This is a genomic window from Virgibacillus sp. LDC1, assembly GCF_025792345.1.
Taxonomy (GTDB): Bacteria; Bacillota; Bacilli; order Paenibacillales; family Paenibacillaceae; genus Paenibacillus_AQ; species Paenibacillus_AQ lautus.
This window is the reverse complement of sequence record NZ_JAOXLZ010000001.1, coordinates 1,284,041-1,304,483: the sequence shown is the minus strand read 5'-3', so window position 1 is coordinate 1,304,483 and position 20,443 is coordinate 1,284,041. Positions and strand designations below refer to the sequence as shown.

Sequence of the window (20,443 nt, the reverse complement as noted above, 5' to 3'; positions counted from 1 at the left end):
TGTCTTTGGGTAATGGGAAATTAGCCGCCATATCATCTACTCATAAAGTAAGACGCGGCTCACCTGAAAATCGATTGATTTTTCGTTAAATTGTTTCGCGGACAAACGAAAAAAACGACATCCAGAAAGTCGGTTGACCCGGACATCATTCTTTTATTCGTCATCAAACTTAGATGCAGGGTACTGCGGCCCCCACGACGCTCTAGTATACTCAAGGCGGTGAAAATGGCCGCTAGCACACTTCCGCGAAGGGATAACGTTCCTCTGAAGAATGTGATCACCATGAATATGAAATACGTATTTGGGCTTCATGCGCAGAACTCAGCCTGAATGAATCGGCACAAACATTGCGATTGGTTCAACACCAATCGATTCATTCCTAAATTATACCAGATAACTTGAGATCATATCTTTTCTGGCAACGAAAAAGAAGGCAACCCTGTGGAATCCAGGCTTACCTTCTCCTATGAATGAAGCGATTCGTATGGCTAAGAAGAAGAGAAATTCTTGTTCTCCATAACGATTACGGACTCCGTTCCGGACCTCGCGGCTGCGGTTTGTTTGGTATGTAGAACCAGTTCACGGATGCTGCTGCAGCATTGCTTCGCGCCTGCGACCAATAAAGGATCGCCGACAAAACTCCATTTCAATCTTTTGGTCAAAAATCCCCCGATCGTCATGACCAATGGAACGGTAGGTGAAGTGTTGGAATACACGATGGGCTCCGTGTTCTGATATTTGTCTTGAAGGATCAGACTCAGGTTTTTTAAACCTGGAATGACAACCTTGGATGAGCCCCGTCCAAGTGTGTACACCGGATTCCCGTTCTCATCCAGCCCGTGAAAAACAAGTTTGCCCATGTCGGAAGTATTGAGTTTATTGAAGTAGTCCACCGCCAGAATCTCTTCGGTTGTAAGCTGCCGATTCGTGGGTAATTTATTTAGATGATACGCTGCTGCCAGCGAGGTTGTGTGCGTTCCACCGTAATCATTATAAATAAATATCATTTCATATACCCTGCCTTCGCTATGTCATGAGCTTATTATTCCCGTAAATCTATATCTCATTCCACCGAAATACATAACCCGTTTGCTAGATTCAGCATGTTTCGAATAAAAAAAGCCCTGATTCTCAGGGCTTTTGCATAATTAAATCATCCTATGAATATAAAACTTAGTCCAGGTAAACGGCTTTGCCGAGTTTTGCGGATTCGTATAGAGCTTCCAAAATGCGAGATACAACATATGCCTGTTCCGGGGTAACGACAGGATCTTTATCCTGATCGATTGCCTCGATCCATCTTCTCATCTCAACATCCGGTGCCTGCTCCTTCTTACCGTCATAGAACGCCACTCCGCCGGAATTCAATTCGATTTCGTTTGTGTACAGACGACTGAATTTCTCGCCGTTGATGCGAAGACCGTTCTTCATGTCGGCTCCGCCTTCCGAACCGCTCAGCGTACATTTGGCTTCATCGATATCCAGCGTATTCAGCGCCCAGCTGGATTCCAGCATAATGGTCGCGCCATTCTCCATGACAATCATGCCGAACGCGGAATCCTCGACGGTGAATTTTTCAGGATCCCATGGTCCCCAAGCGTTTGCCGCGTTCTCCTTGCGGGACAATTCATGGTATGTGGTACCGAGGACAATCTTCGGTTTGTAATTATCCATCATCCAGAGGGTCAAATCGAGAGCATGCGTACCGATATCGATAAGCGGCCCGCCGCCTTGTTTTTCCTCATCCAAAAATACGCCCCAAGTCGGAACAGCTCTTCTTCTTACAGCATGAGCTTTGGCAAAATAAATATTTCCGAGTTCACCAGCTTCACATACTTGTTTCAGATAAAGACTATCTTCACGGAATCGGTTATTGTATCCAATCGTCAATTTCTTGCCTGTGCGCTTCGCGGTTTCCATCATCCGCTTGGCATCCGCAGCCGTTTTGGCCATCGGTTTCTCGCACATGACATGTTTACCTGCTTCAAGCGAAGCAATGGAAATCTCGGCATGCGAGTCATTAGGCGTCAGAACATGAATGATATCGATGCTTTGATCCTGCAGCAGCTCTTTATAGTCGCCGTACACTTTTGCTTCCTCGATACCGTACTTGCTAGCAGCCGCTTCCGCCCGGTCAAGGACGATATCACAGAATGCCACGAGCTCCACGTTGTTTAATCTGCTTAAGCTCGGCAGGTGCTTCCCGTTTGCGATACCGCCGCAGCCGATAATTCCAATACGATAAACTTTTGACATGAATCATCACCATCACTTTTCATTATTTTTTAATAACATCAATTATAAAGTCCTGCCTATCCATGACGTCTTAAAGAGCAGGCGGGCTTTTATGTATGTAATTCTGCCACAACGTCTCTTCGGTCTCCGGATAAGAACTTAGCGGCCATGACATCCACATATAAGGTATCACATCTCACTCATTTTTTTAGTCCAACTATGCGACAAATCATATATAAAATTACGACATCATCATGATGATAACGTCACCGGCAAATGGTCTCTTGCCACTCATTCTAAGTAGTTTACATAATATAATTTATGGAAAATTGAATTCTACCATGTCTACTTACAAAGCCGGCGCTGAACCCCCGTCAATATTAATGGAAGTTCCAGTAACATAGGAGGCAGCATCAGATGCCAAAAAAACGATGACTTTTGCCGCTTCTTCCGTGTTTCCAATACGTCCTAGCGGAATATTGTGCCGCTTGTCCCTTGCGTACTGTTCCCATGTCAGTTCGGGTTCTTCCCGTTTCCATCGCTCTTCAAGCTGTGCGCTGCGGATCATTCCGATACATACGGTGTTTACTCTGATATGGTCAGGTGCCAGATCGCGACTCATGGCCTTGGTCATGGCCTGCCCCGCCGCTCGGCTGACGCTGCTGGGCATGGACGCAGCAGGCGGCGTCTTGGCCCAGGATGTGGTAACATTAATAATCACACCTCCGCCGGACTCCCGCATAGGAGGGACGGCTGCACGTGCAAATCGAATCGCACCAAATAGCTTGAGATCCAGATCAGATGCCCATTGTTCGTCATCGATCAGCTCAAACGGCTTCGCAGCAGCGGTTCCGGCATTGTTCACCAGAATATCGAGCTGTCCATAATGCTGCACGGTATCGGTTACCGCTTTCATGCAGTCCTCCGGTTTCGTCACATCCGCAGTTATGGTTAGCGTTTCGATATCCGCTGCTTGCCGGATATGGTCTGCCGCAGTGGCTAACTGCTCCTCGTCTCGTGCACAAATAGCAACCTTGGCACCTTCGAGCGCAAACGTCACCGCGGCTTCAAGGCCTATGCCCCTGCTTCCTCCGGTGATTAACACAACCTTTCCTGTCAGTCCCAAGTCCATGTTCTATCGGCTCCTTTACCTTGATTTATCGGACAATTACTCCTAGATAGCTTCAACATCGAGGAGGAGTTTTCCTCTTTCATTCCTTGGATTCTCCAGCTCTATTCCCCTGTTAGCCTCATCCACGGCAGCCTGTCAAGACAGCAAAAAAGCCGCGATGAAATCGCGGCTAAATAATTACTTCTATTGATCTCCAAGCTCATGATTGGATTCTCTTCTTGCAAAATCAACGAATTGAAACTTATCCAATCGATGTCTCGATTCCGTATATTGAAAAAGCGTGGTGTCTTCCAAATGTACGTATCCCCGGACGACGACAACATGCGTATCATTTCCGATATCCATATAGGCTTGGTCCATGGCCGTGGCACGCTCAACAGAGATTATTTTTTTCGAGTAGCTGATTTTTAGATGGAGTGTATGCTCCAGGTATTCATAAATGGAATCGCCGGTAATTTCCTTCGTTAACCCAGAAACGATGTCGGCAAGCAAGTAATCGATATCGAGAATGATACGCTCCCCTTCGATTTCCCTGGCACGGATCACCTTCCATACGAGCTGGTCCGGACGGGTATGCAGCTCCTTCGCAATGCTCTCCCCTGCAGGGACGCGTTCTGTTGCGTAAACAAGCGTTCGGCTCTTTCTTCCTAACCGTTTGGCAAGCTCTTTATAACTGACGAGCCCCGTTACCGGGAAGTTCATTCTTCCTGTATCCAGCACAAAGGAACCTTTACCTTTTACTTTATGGATGTAACCATTTTGAGCCAGCAGATTAAGTCCCTTGCGCACCGTTTCCCTTGTAATTTGATAGGTTGCCGCAAGCTCGTTTTCCGAAGGAAGCTTGCTCCCGGGTTGGAGAGCGCCGGTTTCAATCTGATCGGCATAATCTTTGTATAGCGTCCAATAAATGTTGTTTGTCATCCCATTATCACCATCAGCTATTGTACCATGTTCCAGCGACGATTACATGTAACAGAGGAAGCGTCAGATTCCATTACCAAGAGACACTTGCAGTACTCGGGTTTCCCCCGGGATCGCTTCACCTTCAAACTCGTGAACCTCTTGAATGTCTTGTCCATCTGGAATAATAATCGGCGTAATGACGGGCAATCCGGCTCGTTCAATACGTTCGATATCAAATTCAAGCAGAAGCTGTCCTTGGGTTACTTCGGCCCCAGTTTCCACATGCGCGGTAAATCCCTCACCTTTTAAAGAGACGGTGTTAATACCCACATGAATGAGAACCTGTACCCCGTTTTTATCGGTTAAAATAATCGCATGTTTACTTTTCTTGATCAGATGCGCGACTTGTCCGTCAAACGGAGCATACACTTTCCCTTCGGACGGGATGATGGCGATGCCCTGGCCCATCTGTTTGTCCGCAAAGGCAGGATCCGGTACCTCAGACAAAGAAACCACAGTCCCTTTAATCGGCGCCATGATATCGACTGCAGCCTTTTGGGGAGCTTCCGTCGTTGGGTTATGCTCCGTTAACGATGACGCTGATTGACGGTTGTCGTTCGTTTCAGCCATTACCGCTTGATCTCTAGTGACGGTGTCGGCCGCATTCTCTTTCACAGGACGTCGAAGCTGCTTGGACAACTGGTAACGCCCGAACAACAATGTGCCTGTGAACGGAATGACCAGTACAATCGCCATGCCAATGAAGAAGACGCCCCACTGGTTAGGGAAGATCGACAGGAATCCCGGGATTCCGCCCACGCCGATCGACGAAGCCAGAACGTTGTTCATGGCCAGCAGCACCCCGGCAATCCCGGATCCGATCATACCGAAGATAAACGGATATTTATGACGAACATTGACCCCGAAGATGGCAGGCTCCGTTACCCCCAAGAAGGCGGAGATGGAAGATGTAACGGCAAGTCCTTTGGCCTTCTGTTCCTTCATAATGAACATCATGGCCAGCGCTGCGGCGCCTTGAGCAATATTAGACAATGCCAGCATCGGCCACAAGAACGTTCCGCCTTCACTGCCGATGAGCTGAATGTCCACCGCAAGGAAGGTATGATGCATCCCCGTAATAACAAGGAGTGCATACAGTCCGCCGTAGATCAGTCCGCCGAGAGCGGCAAAGGAATCAAATATGCTGACAAGACCTGAAGTGAGGACGTTGCCGATGGCAAACGTGATCGGCCCCACCAGAACGAACGCAAGGAATCCGGTCACCAACAGGGCAACGGGCGCCACGACAAGCAGCTTGATGGAGTCATGGACGCGTTTGTTCAGGAGCTTCTCGATTTTGGCCAAAATATAAGCGGAGACGAGCACAGGCAGCACCTGGCCTTGATAACCGATTTTCTCCACTTCAAAGCCGAACAGGTTCCAGATCGGAACCGTGCCCTCCAGCTTGGCATCGGCATATTGATAAGCGCTGAGCAGATCCGGATTTACCAGGATCAAGCCCAGTACGATTCCAAGCAGCGGATTGCCTCCGAACTGGCGTACCGCCGACCAGCCGATCAGGACAGGTAGAAAAGTAAAGGCGGTGCTGGCAATCAGATTGATGATCGAGGCTACGTCCGCCCACTCGGGATGGACCTGAATTAACGATTGTCCTTCATAGAATATGCCCGGTCCCGTAAGCAGATTGTTAATCCCTAACAATAAACCTGCCATGACGATTGCCGGCAGAATCGGTATGAAAATATCCGCAAGCGTTTTGATTGCTCGCTGCAGCGGATTTTGCTTCTTGCTTGCAATGTTCTTCACTTCGTCCTTCGATACTCTGGCACCGCCGGTAATCTCCATCATTTCATTGTATACCTGGTCTACAAGACCGGGTCCGATCACGACCTGGAACTGACCCTGAGAAGAGAACTGCCCTTTCACCAGGTCGTTCTCATCAAGTGCCCGGGAATCCACCTTGCTGTCGTCCACCAAGGCAAATCTTAATCGGGTTACGCAATGCGTAGCGGCTTCGATATTGTCTTTTCCGCCGACTGCCTCGACAATGCGCTCCACGTTTTTACGATCAATGGCCATAGCTCTACGCTCCTGACATTTATGAATTTAGTTATTGTGAATAAGCCACATATAGGAAGCATACGGTCGAAGTGCAACTGTTGGCATGAGCTTGGGTTCTTCCGTTGTGTTGCCAATTACCAGTTGAACCGATCGGCTTTCGGTCAGATTGTCTTTCATCTTCTCGGGCAGCTCGAACGATACATCTCGGTCGCTGAAATTGGAAATGACAACAAGCGTCTGCTCCTTGTTTGTTCTGGCATAGGCATAAATTTCGGGATGGCCTTCATCCAGACGAACATATTCACCGTCCGTAATCACCGGAATGTTCTTTCGCATTTCTATCAGCTTCCGGTAATGATGATATATTGATTGCGGATTTTCCACCTCGGATTGCGCATTGATGATCGGATACCGCTCATCGATCTTGATCCAAGGCGTCCCCGTTGTAAAGCCGGCTTGATCGCCGTCATTCCACGGCATAGGCAATCTGGAATTATCACGTGAGCGTACCTTGACGATGTGGGCAGCCTCCTCCGGCGTTTTACCCTGCTCCTGGAGAATGGTGTACATGTTTAAGGATTCAACATCCCGAAACTCGGATATATCATTCCATTTCGGATCAGGCATGCCGATCTCTTCGCCTTGATACACATATGGCGTGCCTTGTAACCCGTGAAGTGTCGTGGCCAGCATCTTTGCACTTTCCGTACGGTATTCACCATCATTGGTGAACCGGGTCAGTGCGCGTGGCTGATCATGGTTGTTCCAGAACAGGGCATTCCAGCCGCCCCCCTTCTGCATGCCGATTTGCCAATCGGAGAGCACGCTTTTCAACTCCTCGAAATCATACGGCTTAAGCTCCCATTTTTGCCCGTTGGGATAGTCTACCTTCAAGTGGTGGAAGTTGAACGTCATGGAGAATTCATTCTCCTTTGGGTTCGAGTAACGAACGCAATGCTCCAAGGTTGTGGAGGACATCTCGCCCACCGTGACAAGATTGTAAGGCTTGAATACTTTTTTGTTCAATTCCTTGATGTATTCGTGCACTCGGGGGCCGTCCGTATAAAACCTGCGTCCGTCACCGGGCGCTACGGAACCGTCATCATTGGGATAAGCGGGATCTTTCGATATTAGATTGATGACATCCATCCGGAATCCGCTTACGCCCTTGTCCGCCCAAAAGGTGAGGATATCCACAACCTCCGCACGGACCTTCTCGTTCTCCCAATTGAGGTCTGCCTGCGTTTTGTCAAACAATGTCAGGTAATATTGCCCTGTCCCCTCATCATACTGCCAAGCCGGTCCTCCAAACTTGGATTGCCAATTATTCGGTGGGCCGCCGTCTTCTGCGGGATCCCGCCAGATGTAATAGTCTCGATATGGGCTGTTGCGAGAAGAAATTGCATCCTTAAACCACCGATGCTCGGTCGAAGAATGATTCACGACCATGTCGATCATCAGATGCATGCCTCTTTTTTTCAACTCGGCAACAAGCTCGTCGAAATCGTCCATCGTCCCATATACAGGATCTATGCTGCAATAATCCGCAACGTCGTAACCGTTATCATTTTGCGGAGAAACATACACCGGCTGGAGCCACACAATGTCGATGCCAAGTCCTTTTATATAATCAAGCTTCTCCATGAGCCCGCGTATATCGCCGGTGCCTTGGCCGGTCGTGTCGTTGAAGCTCTTCGGATATACTTGATAAACCGTCGAAGTTCTCCACCAATCGGGAGACTGGATTCCTGAGTTTTGCATGTGACTGGGTCCTCCTCGTCATCTTGTATATACAGGTTGCACATAGGAAAATCATATACATGTATATACAGGTTGTCAACCGTTTAACAATTAATACCCACTTCTTAGACGTTTCGACTACAAAACTAACAAATAAATTGGAATTTTCTTCTGATTCCACGTAAAAAAGACTCCTTGAAGGAGTCTTTTTTTTAACTTCAAATTGTACGGACACAATCGAAAAGGTATGCATTATGCCGATCAAGTCTTAGATTCCCCAGCCGATTCCCTCACCAGCCTATAGGTTATCCCCTGTTCTGCTGCAAATGAATATACATCTTTACCAGAGAGCTGTACGGGAATCCGGGCTTCGCCTTGGTAAACCGCAATCAAATCTCCATGACCTACGTCTACGCTGCACATATTGTCACACCGGGACATGATCTCTGCCTCCGTCAGTTTTCCATCCTTCCAGCGAATGTTGACTTCATAGCCACCTCTTGCCCGCAGTCCACGTACCTCGCCTTCCGGCCATGCATCCGGCAGTGCCGGCAGCAGCATGAGTTCGGAGCGATGCGACTGCAGCAGCATTTCCGCAATTCCCGCTGTAGCCGCGAAATTGCCGTCGATCTGAAAAGGTGGATGCGCTCCTAATAAACTTGCATATACGCCTCCGTGCTCATAACGCTCCGATTCGCCGTCCTTCACTAATCTCAGCATATGATTTAACAGTTGCAGCGCTCGGTTGCCGTCCCCGAATCGGCTCCATAGCGCAACTCGCCAGCCCAGGCTCCAACCCGTGCTTTCATCCCCGCGACGCTCCAAGGAAGTTCGGGCTGCTGCAAACAGATCAGGGCTTTCTTCCGCAGATAGCTGTCGTCCAGGATAAACCCCGACCAGGTGGGACGTATGCCGATGAAATACGTCCTCATCCTCGAAGTCATGGGACCATTCCTGCAGCTGACCGTATCGACCGACCTGCAGTGGCAGCAATCGTTCTCGTTTGTTAATCAATTCCTCTCGGAAATCCTCATCCGCGCCGAGAATGTTGGCCGCCTCCATGCAATTGGTGAACAGCTCCCAAATGAGGGAAATATCCATGGTCGCCCCTTCGCTGATCGCAGCTGTCCCATCCGACGTGCGGAATTTATGCTCCGGTGAGGTCGACGGAGATGTCACGAGATGACCTTCGTTATTTTCTATAAGCCAGTCCAAAGCAAATAAGGAAGCTTCCTTCATGATAGGATAAGCAACTGCGCGCAAATAGGCTTCATCACCACTAAATGCGTAATGCTCCCATAAGTGCTGCGTCAGCCAGATTCCCCCCATTGGCCAAAGCGCCCATGAAGGATCCCCGTCCCCGTAATTGCCGACCGGAGCGGTATGGGCCCAAATATCCGTATTGTGATGAACGGTCCAGCCTCGAGTACCGTAATGAACGGCGGCGGTGTCCGATCCGTTCACCGACAAACTTCTGATGAGCTCCAGCAGAGGTTGATGGCATTCTGCCAAATTGCATATCTCCGCGGGCCAATAGTTCATTTCCGCATTGATGTTCAAGGTCCAATTGCTGCTCCACGGCGGCCGGGTTGATGCATTCCATATTCCCTGGAGATTGGCGGCTTGCGTTCCGGGTCTGGAGCTTGAGATCAGGAGATAGCGGCCATAGTGGAACAACAGCTCGACCAGGCCTGGATCCCTGGCACCGAATTGCTCGATTCTCCTCTCCGTGTCCATATCACCGGAAGCTAGTGACTCGCCTAATCGGAGGCTTACGCGATCATATAGGCTGCGATAATCGTTGATGTGCCGCTCGCGCAGCTCTGTCCAAGCGTGGCTTCTTACACCTACCATACAAGCCGCAGCTTTAGCAGCGGCTGCAGCCGACGGATGGTCTCCGCCATCGCGGTGACCGGGAATTTGATCGAATCCGTTGAAGCTGGTTGCCGCTGTAAAGTAGATGACGGCTTCGCTGGCATCCAGTACATGGATGCCAGCGGCGTCCACTGTAACGCGGCCATCGGTTTCAGCCACTGCCAGCCGACCTTCGAAAGCCATGGCGGCGGTATGTTCAGGATCGCCGTAACGTATAGGACGATCAGACGACACGTAGCTGGGCTCGACGCGTTCCGGTGCAAATCCCGACATGGAGTACATATTTTCTTCGGTCTTTACGGTATAGCGCAGCGGACTTTCCAGATGTGCATGGAAGTTCAGCGCGCCAGGGGTGCTTGAGGTTAACCGCAATGCAATCATCTGATCCGGGCTGGATGCGAAGCATTCTCTCGTGTAGGACACCTCTCCGATAAGGTATTCCGTTCGTTGAACGGCTTTAGCGATATCCAGCGTTCTTCGGTAAGAATGAAACACGCCTCCATGATCAAACCTGAGGCATAGGTCTCCAAACGGGAGATAAGATTCCGTATAGGGCCCCATCATCTTGCGCCCTAGCTGGTCAGCCTCCGAATAACGCCCCTGGCGTATCAGCTCTCGGATCGCCGGCAGCGCATCCCGGGCTGACGGGTTGTTCCAATCCCTGGGATAACCGGACCAAAGCGTATCCTCGTTCAAGCTAATCGTTTCACGTTCCACGCCGCCGTAAATCATAGCTCCAAGACGTCCGTTGCCGATCGGCAGCGCTTCGGTCCAGACTGACGCCGGCTTAACATACTTCAATTTCATATTTTCTCCCACTCGCTATCCCTCCTTTAATTCAAATCGTCATACTCCAAGTCGTTACACAAAATATCCGCTCCAATGCAGGCTTCCAGCTTGACGCGTTCTTCCAAAGGGACATTCCCTTCACGGTCGTATTTCTCCTGCATCCGAATCACGTTATTTTTAAATATCAGTCCCTCCGTGCTTCTTGCCATTAACCAATCTTCTCCGGTCGTTTCAAAGCGGTTGCCTGTAATCCGGACATTGCGATGAACCGATGCATGGTGATGTTTATTCTCAGGCGCAATCCGAATCACGGAATGCCCGGGGCCGCCGCAATTCACAAACCGGTTATCCAAAATGTTCATATCCGTTACAGCGCCGGATTCGTACCAGGATGAGGCGTCCGCTGCGACCAGGATCGCGCTCATCTGCATATTCATAAAGGTATTATCCCGGATCATGATCCGCCGCGGTGTCGTGGTTAGAATGCCCCGCGTGGGAATTCGGACGAACGCATTGCCGACAATATCGACCTCCGGCGTCCAAGTCACATTTTCAAGCACGTCCCGCACTCCGACGACCGCAGGAACCGCCTTCTCCAACGTAAGCAGCATTTCGCGTGGCGACTTCATACCGACAGCAGCCACACGTCCGAAAGCGTAGGTGTTCAGCGTATCCGCATCCACGAATGCGACCTCATCACCTGGCAGAAAGGCCAAAAATCCGTAGGTCTGCGGATGCATAAACCTTACAAGCAGTTGATTGGTGGCCGGTCGATCAACGATCCGAAGGTAGGTGCCGTGAACATTGATTGCATCATCATGCGCCCCTGCAAACCGGCTATTCCGGATCGAGACCTTCCCCCTGCAGCCCGACAGATGGATGAAATCGGCAAACCCCGCCACCGTGCGGCCGGTCTCCGGACGCGGCGTCAGATCCAAACGTTCAAAGATCAGATTTTCGCTGAACTGTCCAACTACGCCCAATCCATGCATGAAATGTATGCCCACGTTGCTTAGCGTCACCCGGGAGCTTCCGGTGATCAACATGCCAACCTGGTCCCGAATGCCGTCGCGCATTTGCACGATCGTACCGGGAGCCAGATGCGGGGAAGCATGGTTTCCAAAATGAAACCGAAGCCGACGAGGAGATATCTCCTCTGTATGTAACACCCGTTCCAGCCAATTATCCACGCGCCAGGTAGCACTCAAATCTGCACTGCATAACTGCATCGGCCCTTCACGAAAACGCCAGCCTTCCCCAACCCATTCGAATTTACCACCTACGCAATCATAGCAAGAATCCGGGTGAACGGTCGTCTCAAGGTAAGCATCACCGCACCTATCCACCGTCATTTCGGTCACGGTCGGCGCGGCGTAATCCCAGTGCAGATTGCGGATTTCAATATCCGTACAGCCATCAAGCACAAGCATCGTCTGCTTCCCGTGAAAAATAAACAAGGCGCCGTTCCCTTCGAGTGTCATATGGTGAAGATCCTTAAGCCATATCCCGATCGTTTTGGTCACATCCGGATTCTCTTCCTCGCTGGTGGTATTCGATATATGGTACGCTTCCCGAACGGCGGATTGAGGATAAAAATGATAGCACCCCGGCGGTACGTCCAGAATGACCGCGCCCTCCATTGCTCTGACGGCTTCAATCGCGCATTTCATCGCAGATTGCACATCCGGGTTATTGGGGTCCTCGTAATCCCGTAACGAAAGGACGATCGGAGTTGTTTTATCTTGATTACCAGGAAAATGCAATAACAACACCTCCATCACGAATAGCAGCTCTTTTCAAGCTTGGTATAACAATCGCAGGAGTCCAGTCGATTCCGCCTAATTCGCAAGCAGCTTCAGCACGCGCATGCCCGTACCCTGGCTTCGCTTATCCTTGAGTCCAGTGTTTCGAACCATGATCGAGATCGGCCCGCGCAGATGATGTCTCGGAAAGTGTACGCTGACTGGCCGATAGGCGTTCAAGCACCACTCGTCGAAGGGATTGACCCGTACGAAGGACTGTCCGTTGATCGAGTACTCAAAGATTCCGGTGTCGGGTCCGCATAGCAGCAGCAGTCCGCCGCTTTGTCCTTCCACAGTAAACGTAAACGAAGCGTTTGGATGATCAGAGTACCTATGCTCTGTCGCATAACGCCAATTCATGAGCTTTGAACCTTGCGGCAGCTTCCCGATATGATAATCCCCGGAATAATCGGCAAGCTCATAGGAGAGCATGTCGGCATATTCGTAATTCCCCGTCATCAGCGGTTCTTCGGGCAAAGATTCGCAGTGACCGAGCATCAAAGAATCAACCTCGGTCGACAGCAGATCATTCAAACCTCTTCGCAAAAAACCGGCGTAGATCTCATGCCCGTCATCATTCGGATGATACCCATCAGGTGCAAGCGATGCCCACACGGCCTCACCATTCTGCAGCATGCGATAAATCCCGGCAGCAAAATCGACAGAAGGGATGCCGTAATACTCGGCCACTTCTTCGTGAACGGCAATGGGATACGGCCGGATACAGGTCAGATTTCGATCCGCCCCGGTATAAATAAAGCATATATCGGTGCGGGGGGACAGACGCCGGCATTGGCGGACAATTCCCTCCATTCCTCTGATGGATTCCTCCCGATTGCTGCCGTCATTTACGCTGAATTCCACGAATAGCAAATCAATGTTCTCAACGCGCAGCATATGCTCGCGAAGGCGGTGAGCTCCGAGCGTCGAATCCGTCCCCCCGACCCCTGCGTTAATGGAGCGAATCCGCGATTTTCCGAAGCGGTCTCTTAAATAATGAGCCGTTAAGGCGCGCCAGCTGGTCTTATCCGCCGCTGAGGCACCGGCTCCCTCCGTAATGGATCCGCCCAAAAAGGCAACCGTAACCGGGGCTTCCCCTGCAAGCTTGGCCTTCACATTAGGCAGCCCTCGGCGATGAACGATGAACGCGGCACGATCCGTACCTTTGTTATAATCGGACATATGATAGCCTCCCCTCGTATAATGCCTATTTCTTTTCGCTAGTCACCCGTAAAACAGAGAAAATGCGGAGTGGCCGATCTCTTTAGACCGGCACCCGCATATGGATATTCGTATGGCTCCATAGTCAGCCGCAGCTGCGAGTTGCCCTTCTATTATTTATTTGGCGGATTGATCGTAAGCCGTCTGCAGAATTTCAAGATAACGATCCAGTTTCAGATCCTGCAATCCCTTGACGTAAGCGTCCCAATCCTTGTTCAGATCCTTATTGCCGGTAATAAATTGCAGCTGGTTCTGCTCAATATAGTTTTTAAGGTTCGTTTGAAGCATGCTGGCTTCGTCGATGACGCTCGGATCGATCCAGATCGACCAGATCGGAAAGATTTCCTTCGGCTCATGTCCTTGATACAGCAGCGACGCATTGTACAATCTGCGCTCATAGCCATCGGATGCAAAAATGTCGGTTCCCTGCACCCAAGTATCGCGGTACTCCTTCGGCATATAGAAATGGCCCATTCCGCTCCAACCCGCATTGTGCGGTGCTTCGCCTTCCTTCATCGGAATGGTCTTGACCATCGGGGTCACGCCCTCGCCGAGCGCTTGATCGCCGGGCTCGGGATCCGTCCAATCGATCCCTTTCATGCCGGTTGCGGCATTGGTTTGGCCTTCCGGCGTAAACATGTAGTCCACCATCTTGATCAATGCAATGCGGGCTTCTTCACTGGCTTTGTTCGTGATCACGAATTTTGCGCCCGGTGATACGCCCCCCGCATCATGGGTTGCGTATGAAATTCCGTTCGGCCCGCTTAACGGCGGAAGCGGATTGTAATGCGCCGAGCGGGTGTTGCCCGGATCGATGTTTACGAAGATGGCCGGATGCATGCCGGCACCGGCGCCGAGAATTTCCGCATCCGCGTTCTCTCCGATTTTCTTGAACGCCTCCGCATTTTGGGTGAATGCGCCCGGATCGATCAATCCCTCGTCATACAACGATTTGATATAGGCGAGCCCTTCCTTCCATTCCGGCGTGATCGCCGCGGACTCGACCTTGCCGCCATTCATCGTCAAGTAGTTCCGGTCATCGTCGTAAACGAAGCTGTTCATCAAATAAGGGATGATCCGGACGCCGAAATCCTCCGTTGAACCGCTGAGGGGCACCTCATCCGCTTTCCCGTTGCCGTTCGGGTCCTGCGTTTTGAATGCCTGCAGCAAGCTTCTGAATTCCTCCGTCGTTGTCGGTTCCTCGAGATTCAGCTTCTTCAGCCATTCGGTATTGATCCACATTTTGTTGGGATAGGAGCAGTGAAAACATTCCGTGTATGCGCCTAGCCCATAGATATTCCCATCCGGGGCCGTAACAAGCGCCTTCATTTCCGGCGTAGCTTCCATGGCCGCTTTAATGTTCGGTCCATGCTGTTCAATTAGATCGTTCAGGGGAATGAGCACTCCCTGTTGACCGTATTTGAGCACATCCGCTTGAGAGAATTCATCGATATAGTGCGTCAACAGGTAAGCATCCGGATAATCGCCGCTGGCCAGAGAGATCTGACGTTTCTCCTTGGCGCCGTCGGAGGGATTGATCTGCCATTTGAATTTGATGTTGAACTGTTCCTCCATATGCTTGGTGAATTTGTTGGCCGGAATATCGATGCCTGATTCCTGTACGGCAAAAACGCTGATTTCCACGGGTTTCGAGCTGTCCGTGCTGCCGGACGAGCTTCCGCCCTGCGGGCTGCTCGGGCTTTCTGTATTTTTGCCCGAGCAGCCTGACATCACGATGCTGCTCGCCAATAGCAGCATAAACAAACTTAATAGGCCTCTTTTCAAATTGGATCGCTCCCTTTTTCATTAAAGTGAACACGTAAACGTCTAGCTTCGCACGTAATGAGAGCATCACCTCCCTTCCATCATAAGATCAAATCGCTTTGCGGAATTCAGCCGTCCCCTCGAAAGCGATCAGCCCTTCACAGAACCCACGAGCATCCCCTGCACAAAATAGCGCTGAACAAACGGATATATGACCAGCACAGGCAGGGTGGCAACCACGATCAGCGCATATTTCAGAAGCTCGGCCAGCTGCTGCCTCTCGACCATAGCTAAAGCATCCATCGTTCCCGAACTGTTATTCTGGATGATGATGCTTCGAAGAATCAGCTGAAGCGGGAACAGGTCAGCGCTTTTCAAGTAAATCAACGCATCGAAGTATGCATTCCACTGGCCAACCGCATACATGAGCACAAGCACGGCCATAATCGGCTTCGACAGCGGCAGGACGATGCTCCAGATAAAACGTATATCGCTGCAGCCGTCCATCTCGCTGGCCTCCTGCAATTCGTCCGGAATGGAAGACTGAAAAAAAGATCGGGCGATAATCACCTGCCACACCCAAATGGCATTGGGAATGAGCAGCGCCCAGCGGGTATCGATCAGATGAAGCTCCCGCACGACCATGTAGGTTGGAATCAGTCCTCCGCTGAATATCATCGTAAATGTAATGATCATCATCAACGCGTTACGTCCGAAAAATGACCTGCGCGACAGCGGGTAAGCAATCATAATGGTCAACAAGACACTGATGATCGTGCCGGCGGTCGTGTAGAAAATGGAATTGGCGTATCCGGTCATAATCTCGGGCGTTTTAAAGAGGACCCGAAAGCCTTCGAACGAAATATCGACCGGCCACAACCATACCCTGCCCGAAGTAACGGCCGCCGGGCTGCTGATGGAGCTGCTGATGATGTAAATCAGCGGATACAAAACCGCAATAACGACCAGAAAGAGAACGACGTATACCGTTGTCAGGAAGATGCGGTCGCCAGCGGACTCCTTGATTTTTCTCGTACCTGTTTGTTGAACTGCCATGCCCTAGCTCCTTCCTTACCAAATGCTGTTATTAGTTATTCGTTTAGCCAATCCGTTCACGGTCAGCAGCAGAATAAGGTTGATCACGGAATTGAACAGGCCGACCGCGGTTGCAAAGCTGTAGTTCGCATTCAGCAGTCCGATCCGATAGACATAGGTTGCAATGATCTCCGAGTTCACCTGATTCAGCGGATTTTGCAGCAGATAGACCTTCTCGAATCCGAGTGCCATCACGTTACCGACATTCAGAATCAAAATGATGACGATGGTCGGCACAATGCCCGGCAGATCCACATGGCGGATCTTTTGGAAGCGCGAGGCGCCGTCCACCTTTGCCGCTTCATACAGGGTCGGGTCAATGCCGGCCAATGCCGCCAAATAGATCACCGCGCTATAACCTGCCGTCTGCCAAATATCGGACCATACGTAGATGGAACGAAACATCCCCGGATCGCCGAGAAAGTTCACGGACTCCAGTCCGAAAAAATTCAAAGCCACGTTGGCAAAGCCCAGCCGCGGAGCCAGAAACAGCATGATGATCGACACCATGACCACCGTGGAAATAAAATACGGCGCAAAGGACACCAGCTGGACGAACTTTTTGAATCGACCGCCCCGGATCTCGTTGATCATTAACGCCAGCACGATCGGAATCGGAAATCCGGCTAAGATGAGATAACCGCTGAGAATAATCGTGTTTTTGACGAGCGTCCAGAATAACGGATTCTCGAAGAACAGTTCGAAGTGCTTGAAGCCTACCCAGGGACTGCCCCATATTCCCTTGATGACGTTGTAGTCCTTGAAGGCAAGAACGGCATTCAGCATCGGATAGTACTTAAAGATCAGGAAAAACAGCAGCGGCGGAATCACGAGCAGGTACATCTGCCAATGCTTCCTCAAACTCTTTCGTGCAACATGCCAATAGCCTGTGCTGGTGCCGGTATGGATAACAGGCTCCGGCTCGATTACCAATGGCTTCTCCAGAATAATCCCCCCTAATGTAATGACAACGGATGTGTCGGCATTGAAATGACAGCGTTTTCTTTATGTGTCGATCATAGGGGAGAATTCCGGTCCTTGAACAGGTACACTTCGGTTGTTTGGCGTACAAATAACCGCTTTTCCGCAGGGCATCCTGTCTCGTCAGGGGCCAAATCCCGCGTATTCGCGTTTCTTTAGCCCAAACAGCCGCATCGTCCTAAGTGACAATGCGGCTTGTCAGGATCAACCTATACTACACGACATCGTGAGACTGACGGTAAGCGCTCGGTGATATGCCGATGAGACGCTTGAATGCCCTGCGAAACGAATGGGAGCTGTTGTAGCCCACCTGAGCCGCTATTTCATCGACCGTGAGGTTGGTCTCCGCAAGCAGTATGGCCGCCCGATCCATCCGCACCTTGATCAGATGATCGGAATAATTGACCCCGGTTACTTCCTTAAACAATTGGGAGATGTATTTCTCCGGCCGTTCCACGTGCTCGGCCACGCGGTATAAGGTGAGATCCGGATGTGCGTACGTCGCTTCCGTATATTCATAAATCTGCTTGATCAGTTTGGCATGGGAGTCCTTCTTTTTATTGGCAATATATCTGCACAGCTCTCCCATGATCGCATGGATTTCGTTATGAATGGATTCCAGCGGCCCGGTTAACCCGATATCGATGATGCGCTTTTTTATGCTTTCAAACCATTCCGACTCCGCAAAAATTTTCTGATCCATTAATTTAAGGAACGTTCCTTTGATTTCACCTACCAGCTGATGCTTCATCTCGACCGATAACTCGCGCTGTTGGAGATTATGATCCATGATCAGATTGACGATCTTCTCGGCTTCTTCCAGCTCTCCTGCCCGTACCGTGCTGATCAAGCGCTGCTCGGTGTCCAGTGGGTAGTAATATGTTGTGTTGACGATTCTGGCTTCGCGGTACCACATCGTCTCTTTTTGATTCAAGTAGACGGCATATTCTAGGGCTTGCTTGGCCTGGTCAAAGGACTGCCCCGCCTCTGAGACCGAGTCGAACGGATCGCCAAAACCGGCTTGGAGGAACATTTTATATTCATGCAGAACCTGATTCGTCAGCGTTTCGATCAACCTCGTAATTCGAAGCTCTTCATCCGGCCCAGGCTCTCTTTCTTCGTCGGTAAAGAACAAAACCACCATTTTGTCCGAGCCCAGATCCGTCATGGGCAGCGACCCGGCGATTTCGGAAAAGGCCTGCTTCATGAGAAGCCGGGCGGCGTTAAGCTCATTAAGGATCTCCACGCTATCCATGCCGGCATATCCTTTGATCTGCAGGATGCCGACATAGCCTTTTCCGTTATGCAAGGCAATATCAGCTTGCTGGGCAGCGGAAGCAATTTCGTCCCTCGATTGAAACTCGCCGGCAATCAGCCGTCTCAGGAAAGCATCCCGGACAAACGGAAGCTGACGCGTCAGCTCGTTTTCCAGTTGTTTGTTTTTGCTGATCATATTGGCAATATTCCCGCTCAAAAAGTCGAATTCATTGCGCTCCGTCAGCTCATCCCTGCCGAACTGCTCTTTCATGATGCTAATCATGCGATGGATCGGCACGCTGTTCCGATGAGCCCAATACAACCCGAACAGCAGCCCCACGATCATGGCGCCCCCGGTAATGAACCAGGACGCTTGTTTAATTTGATCGGCATTCTCCATTAAGGCGCTGCGGGGGATGCCGGCCTGATAGACCCAGCCGCTCTTATCCGAGCGTGTGGTGATCACAAGGTCATTCTTATAGAACTGGCTGGCTTTGCTCTGATCGAATGCCGGATCGTTTATGATTTGGCTCACATCGGATTTCATGTTTCCTTGAAGGGCAAGCGTATTCCCTTTCCCGTCGTGGATATGGACCCAGCCGCCGTAATTGTCGGTTAACCCCGAGAACAACCCGGCAATCGTCTGTTCATCAATCACGACCACGACATTGGCCGGGGACGAATCGTTGAAGCTGTCCAACGGGAGCGACTGCATGTACGTGATTACCGAAGTTTCGTTGTTCCTATCCGAGAAGGAAGAAAGCGGTTTGATTTCACTGCGATGGGCTTTCTCCAGGATCTGTTGTTTCCATTCCTCAAACGTGAGACCGTCATAATGAAAAAACTCGTAATAATGCTCCGGCCGATAAGAGGAGCCCGACGTTACAATCAAGTCGTAATTCGCCAAATAGATGTAGTAATGCTGAAGAAAATCGTTGGTTTGACCGAAGGTCAGCACATTGCGCATCGTTCTCCATATGCCGTAAACATCCCTTTGGGCAAGATGATCGTTGAGCAGCACGTTAAGGTCTGGATTGATCGCCAGCTGCCGCGTCATCCCTTCCACTTCCGCCATCCGGTGTTCCAGCAGCTCCTGGCTTTTCTCGAGCTGAATCATGCTATTCTCAATCGAAACGGATTGCGTTACGGAGATGGAGGTTAAGTAGGATATGTATCCTCCGATAGTGGGAATGAGCAGAATGGCAATATAGGAGATGAGAAAGCTGCGAAATACCTTCGAATGCTTAAGAATAAATATCCCCCCCCTTGTGTGATAGCGTTTTCAAAAAATATCGACTCAAATTCTCCCGCCAGCTAATAAATCTGATCATAATGGATGTTGGCGGCGCATGGGTAGGTACTTCTGCGTATAGAAAGGTACATTTTTCCGCCTCGATACGTGCATGCAGCTAAATGACAGAAAGTAACTCCATATTAGGGTAATCGGTGAGCTTGGTAAATATCCGATTGTTAAGGATCATGATGCTTTATGACAATAACGGAAAATAACCATGCTTTTGAATATTTTGATCATAGTCCGCAAAAAAAAAATACAAAGAGGACAAGC

13 protein-coding genes are annotated in these 20,443 nt (G+C 50.3%); all 13 read right to left on the bottom strand.

What is annotated here, in order from left to right; genetic code table 11:
• Window positions 1-488 precede the first annotated feature (488 nt).
• On the bottom strand, window positions 489-1,007 hold the full coding sequence (locus OHJ21_RS06055; RefSeq protein ID WP_486019526.1) for a DUF3189 family protein: 519 nt from the start codon (window positions 1,005-1,007) through the stop codon (window positions 489-491).
• Between the two features lie 166 nt (window positions 1,008-1,173).
• Window positions 1,174-2,256, bottom strand: coding sequence for a Gfo/Idh/MocA family protein (locus OHJ21_RS06050; protein ID WP_326115245.1), 1,083 nt, complete (start codon window positions 2,254-2,256; stop codon window positions 1,174-1,176).
• 328 nt (window positions 2,257-2,584) lie between these two features.
• Entirely contained in the window at window positions 2,585-3,367 is a 783-nt protein-coding gene (locus OHJ21_RS06045; RefSeq protein WP_394056326.1) for an SDR family NAD(P)-dependent oxidoreductase, read from the bottom strand.
• 183 nt (window positions 3,368-3,550) lie between these two features.
• A complete protein-coding gene (treR, locus tag OHJ21_RS06040; RefSeq protein WP_100536797.1) occupies window positions 3,551-4,288 on the bottom strand; it encodes a trehalose operon repressor in 738 nt (245 codons plus the stop codon).
• Window positions 4,289-4,351: 63 nt separating this feature from the next.
• Entirely contained in the window at window positions 4,352-6,370 is a 2,019-nt protein-coding gene (treP, locus tag OHJ21_RS06035; protein ID WP_486019525.1) for a PTS system trehalose-specific EIIBC component, read from the bottom strand.
• Between the two features lie 27 nt (window positions 6,371-6,397).
• The gene (gene treC / locus OHJ21_RS06030; RefSeq protein WP_100536795.1) at window positions 6,398-8,113 is read right to left on the bottom strand and encodes an alpha,alpha-phosphotrehalase; all 1,716 of its coding nucleotides are present in this window, start codon (window positions 8,111-8,113) and stop codon (window positions 6,398-6,400) included.
• A 240-nt stretch (window positions 8,114-8,353) separates the two neighbouring features.
• Entirely contained in the window at window positions 8,354-10,774 is a 2,421-nt protein-coding gene (locus OHJ21_RS06025; RefSeq protein WP_486021001.1) for a glycoside hydrolase family 95 protein, read from the bottom strand.
• 26 nt (window positions 10,775-10,800) lie between these two features.
• On the bottom strand, window positions 10,801-12,519 hold the full coding sequence (locus OHJ21_RS06020) for an alpha-1,3-galactosidase-related protein (RefSeq protein WP_486019524.1): 1,719 nt from the start codon (window positions 12,517-12,519) through the stop codon (window positions 10,801-10,803).
• Between the two features lie 75 nt (window positions 12,520-12,594).
• Window positions 12,595-13,740 (bottom strand): SGNH/GDSL hydrolase family protein, encoded by a 1,146-nt coding sequence (locus OHJ21_RS06015; protein ID WP_486019523.1) that lies wholly within the window; start codon window positions 13,738-13,740, stop codon window positions 12,595-12,597.
• Between the two features lie 156 nt (window positions 13,741-13,896).
• The gene (locus OHJ21_RS06010; protein ID WP_486019522.1) at window positions 13,897-15,564 is read right to left on the bottom strand and encodes an extracellular solute-binding protein; all 1,668 of its coding nucleotides are present in this window, start codon (window positions 15,562-15,564) and stop codon (window positions 13,897-13,899) included.
• A 129-nt stretch (window positions 15,565-15,693) separates the two neighbouring features.
• Window positions 15,694-16,599, bottom strand: a complete 906-nt coding sequence (locus OHJ21_RS06005) for a carbohydrate ABC transporter permease (RefSeq protein WP_326119775.1) — start codon at window positions 16,597-16,599, stop codon at window positions 15,694-15,696.
• A gap of 15 nt (window positions 16,600-16,614) precedes the next feature.
• On the bottom strand, window positions 16,615-17,571 hold the full coding sequence (locus OHJ21_RS06000; protein WP_326119776.1) for an ABC transporter permease: 957 nt from the start codon (window positions 17,569-17,571) through the stop codon (window positions 16,615-16,617).
• 262 nt (window positions 17,572-17,833) lie between these two features.
• Window positions 17,834-19,993, bottom strand: a complete 2,160-nt coding sequence (locus OHJ21_RS05995; protein ID WP_486019521.1) for a helix-turn-helix domain-containing protein — start codon at window positions 19,991-19,993, stop codon at window positions 17,834-17,836.
• Window positions 19,994-20,443 lie beyond the last annotated feature (450 nt).

Coding starts and splice junctions, on each gene's coding strand:
- OHJ21_RS06055 (WP_486019526.1), bottom strand. CDS start 1,007: ATGATATTTATTTATAATGATTACGGTGGAACGCACACAACCTCGCTG.
- treR (WP_100536797.1), bottom strand. CDS start 4,288: ATGACAAACAACATTTATTGGACGCTATACAAAGATTATGCCGATCAG.
- OHJ21_RS06025 (WP_486021001.1), bottom strand. CDS start 10,774: ATGAAATTGAAGTATGTTAAGCCGGCGTCAGTCTGGACCGAAGCGCTG.
- treP (WP_486019525.1), bottom strand. CDS start 6,370: ATGGCCATTGATCGTAAAAACGTGGAGCGCATTGTCGAGGCAGTCGGC.
- OHJ21_RS05995 (WP_486019521.1), bottom strand. CDS start 19,993: ATGATTCAGCTCGAGAAAAGCCAGGAGCTGCTGGAACACCGGATGGCG.
- OHJ21_RS06050 (WP_326115245.1), bottom strand. CDS start 2,256: ATGTCAAAAGTTTATCGTATTGGAATTATCGGCTGCGGCGGTATCGCA.
- OHJ21_RS06045 (WP_394056326.1), bottom strand. CDS start 3,367: ATGGACTTGGGACTGACAGGAAAGGTTGTGTTAATCACCGGAGGAAGC.
- treC (WP_100536795.1), bottom strand. CDS start 8,113: ATGCAAAACTCAGGAATCCAGTCTCCCGATTGGTGGAGAACTTCGACG.
- OHJ21_RS06005 (WP_326119775.1), bottom strand. CDS start 16,599: ATGGCAGTTCAACAAACAGGTACGAGAAAAATCAAGGAGTCCGCTGGC.
- OHJ21_RS06015 (WP_486019523.1), bottom strand. CDS start 13,740: ATGTCCGATTATAACAAAGGTACGGATCGTGCCGCGTTCATCGTTCAT.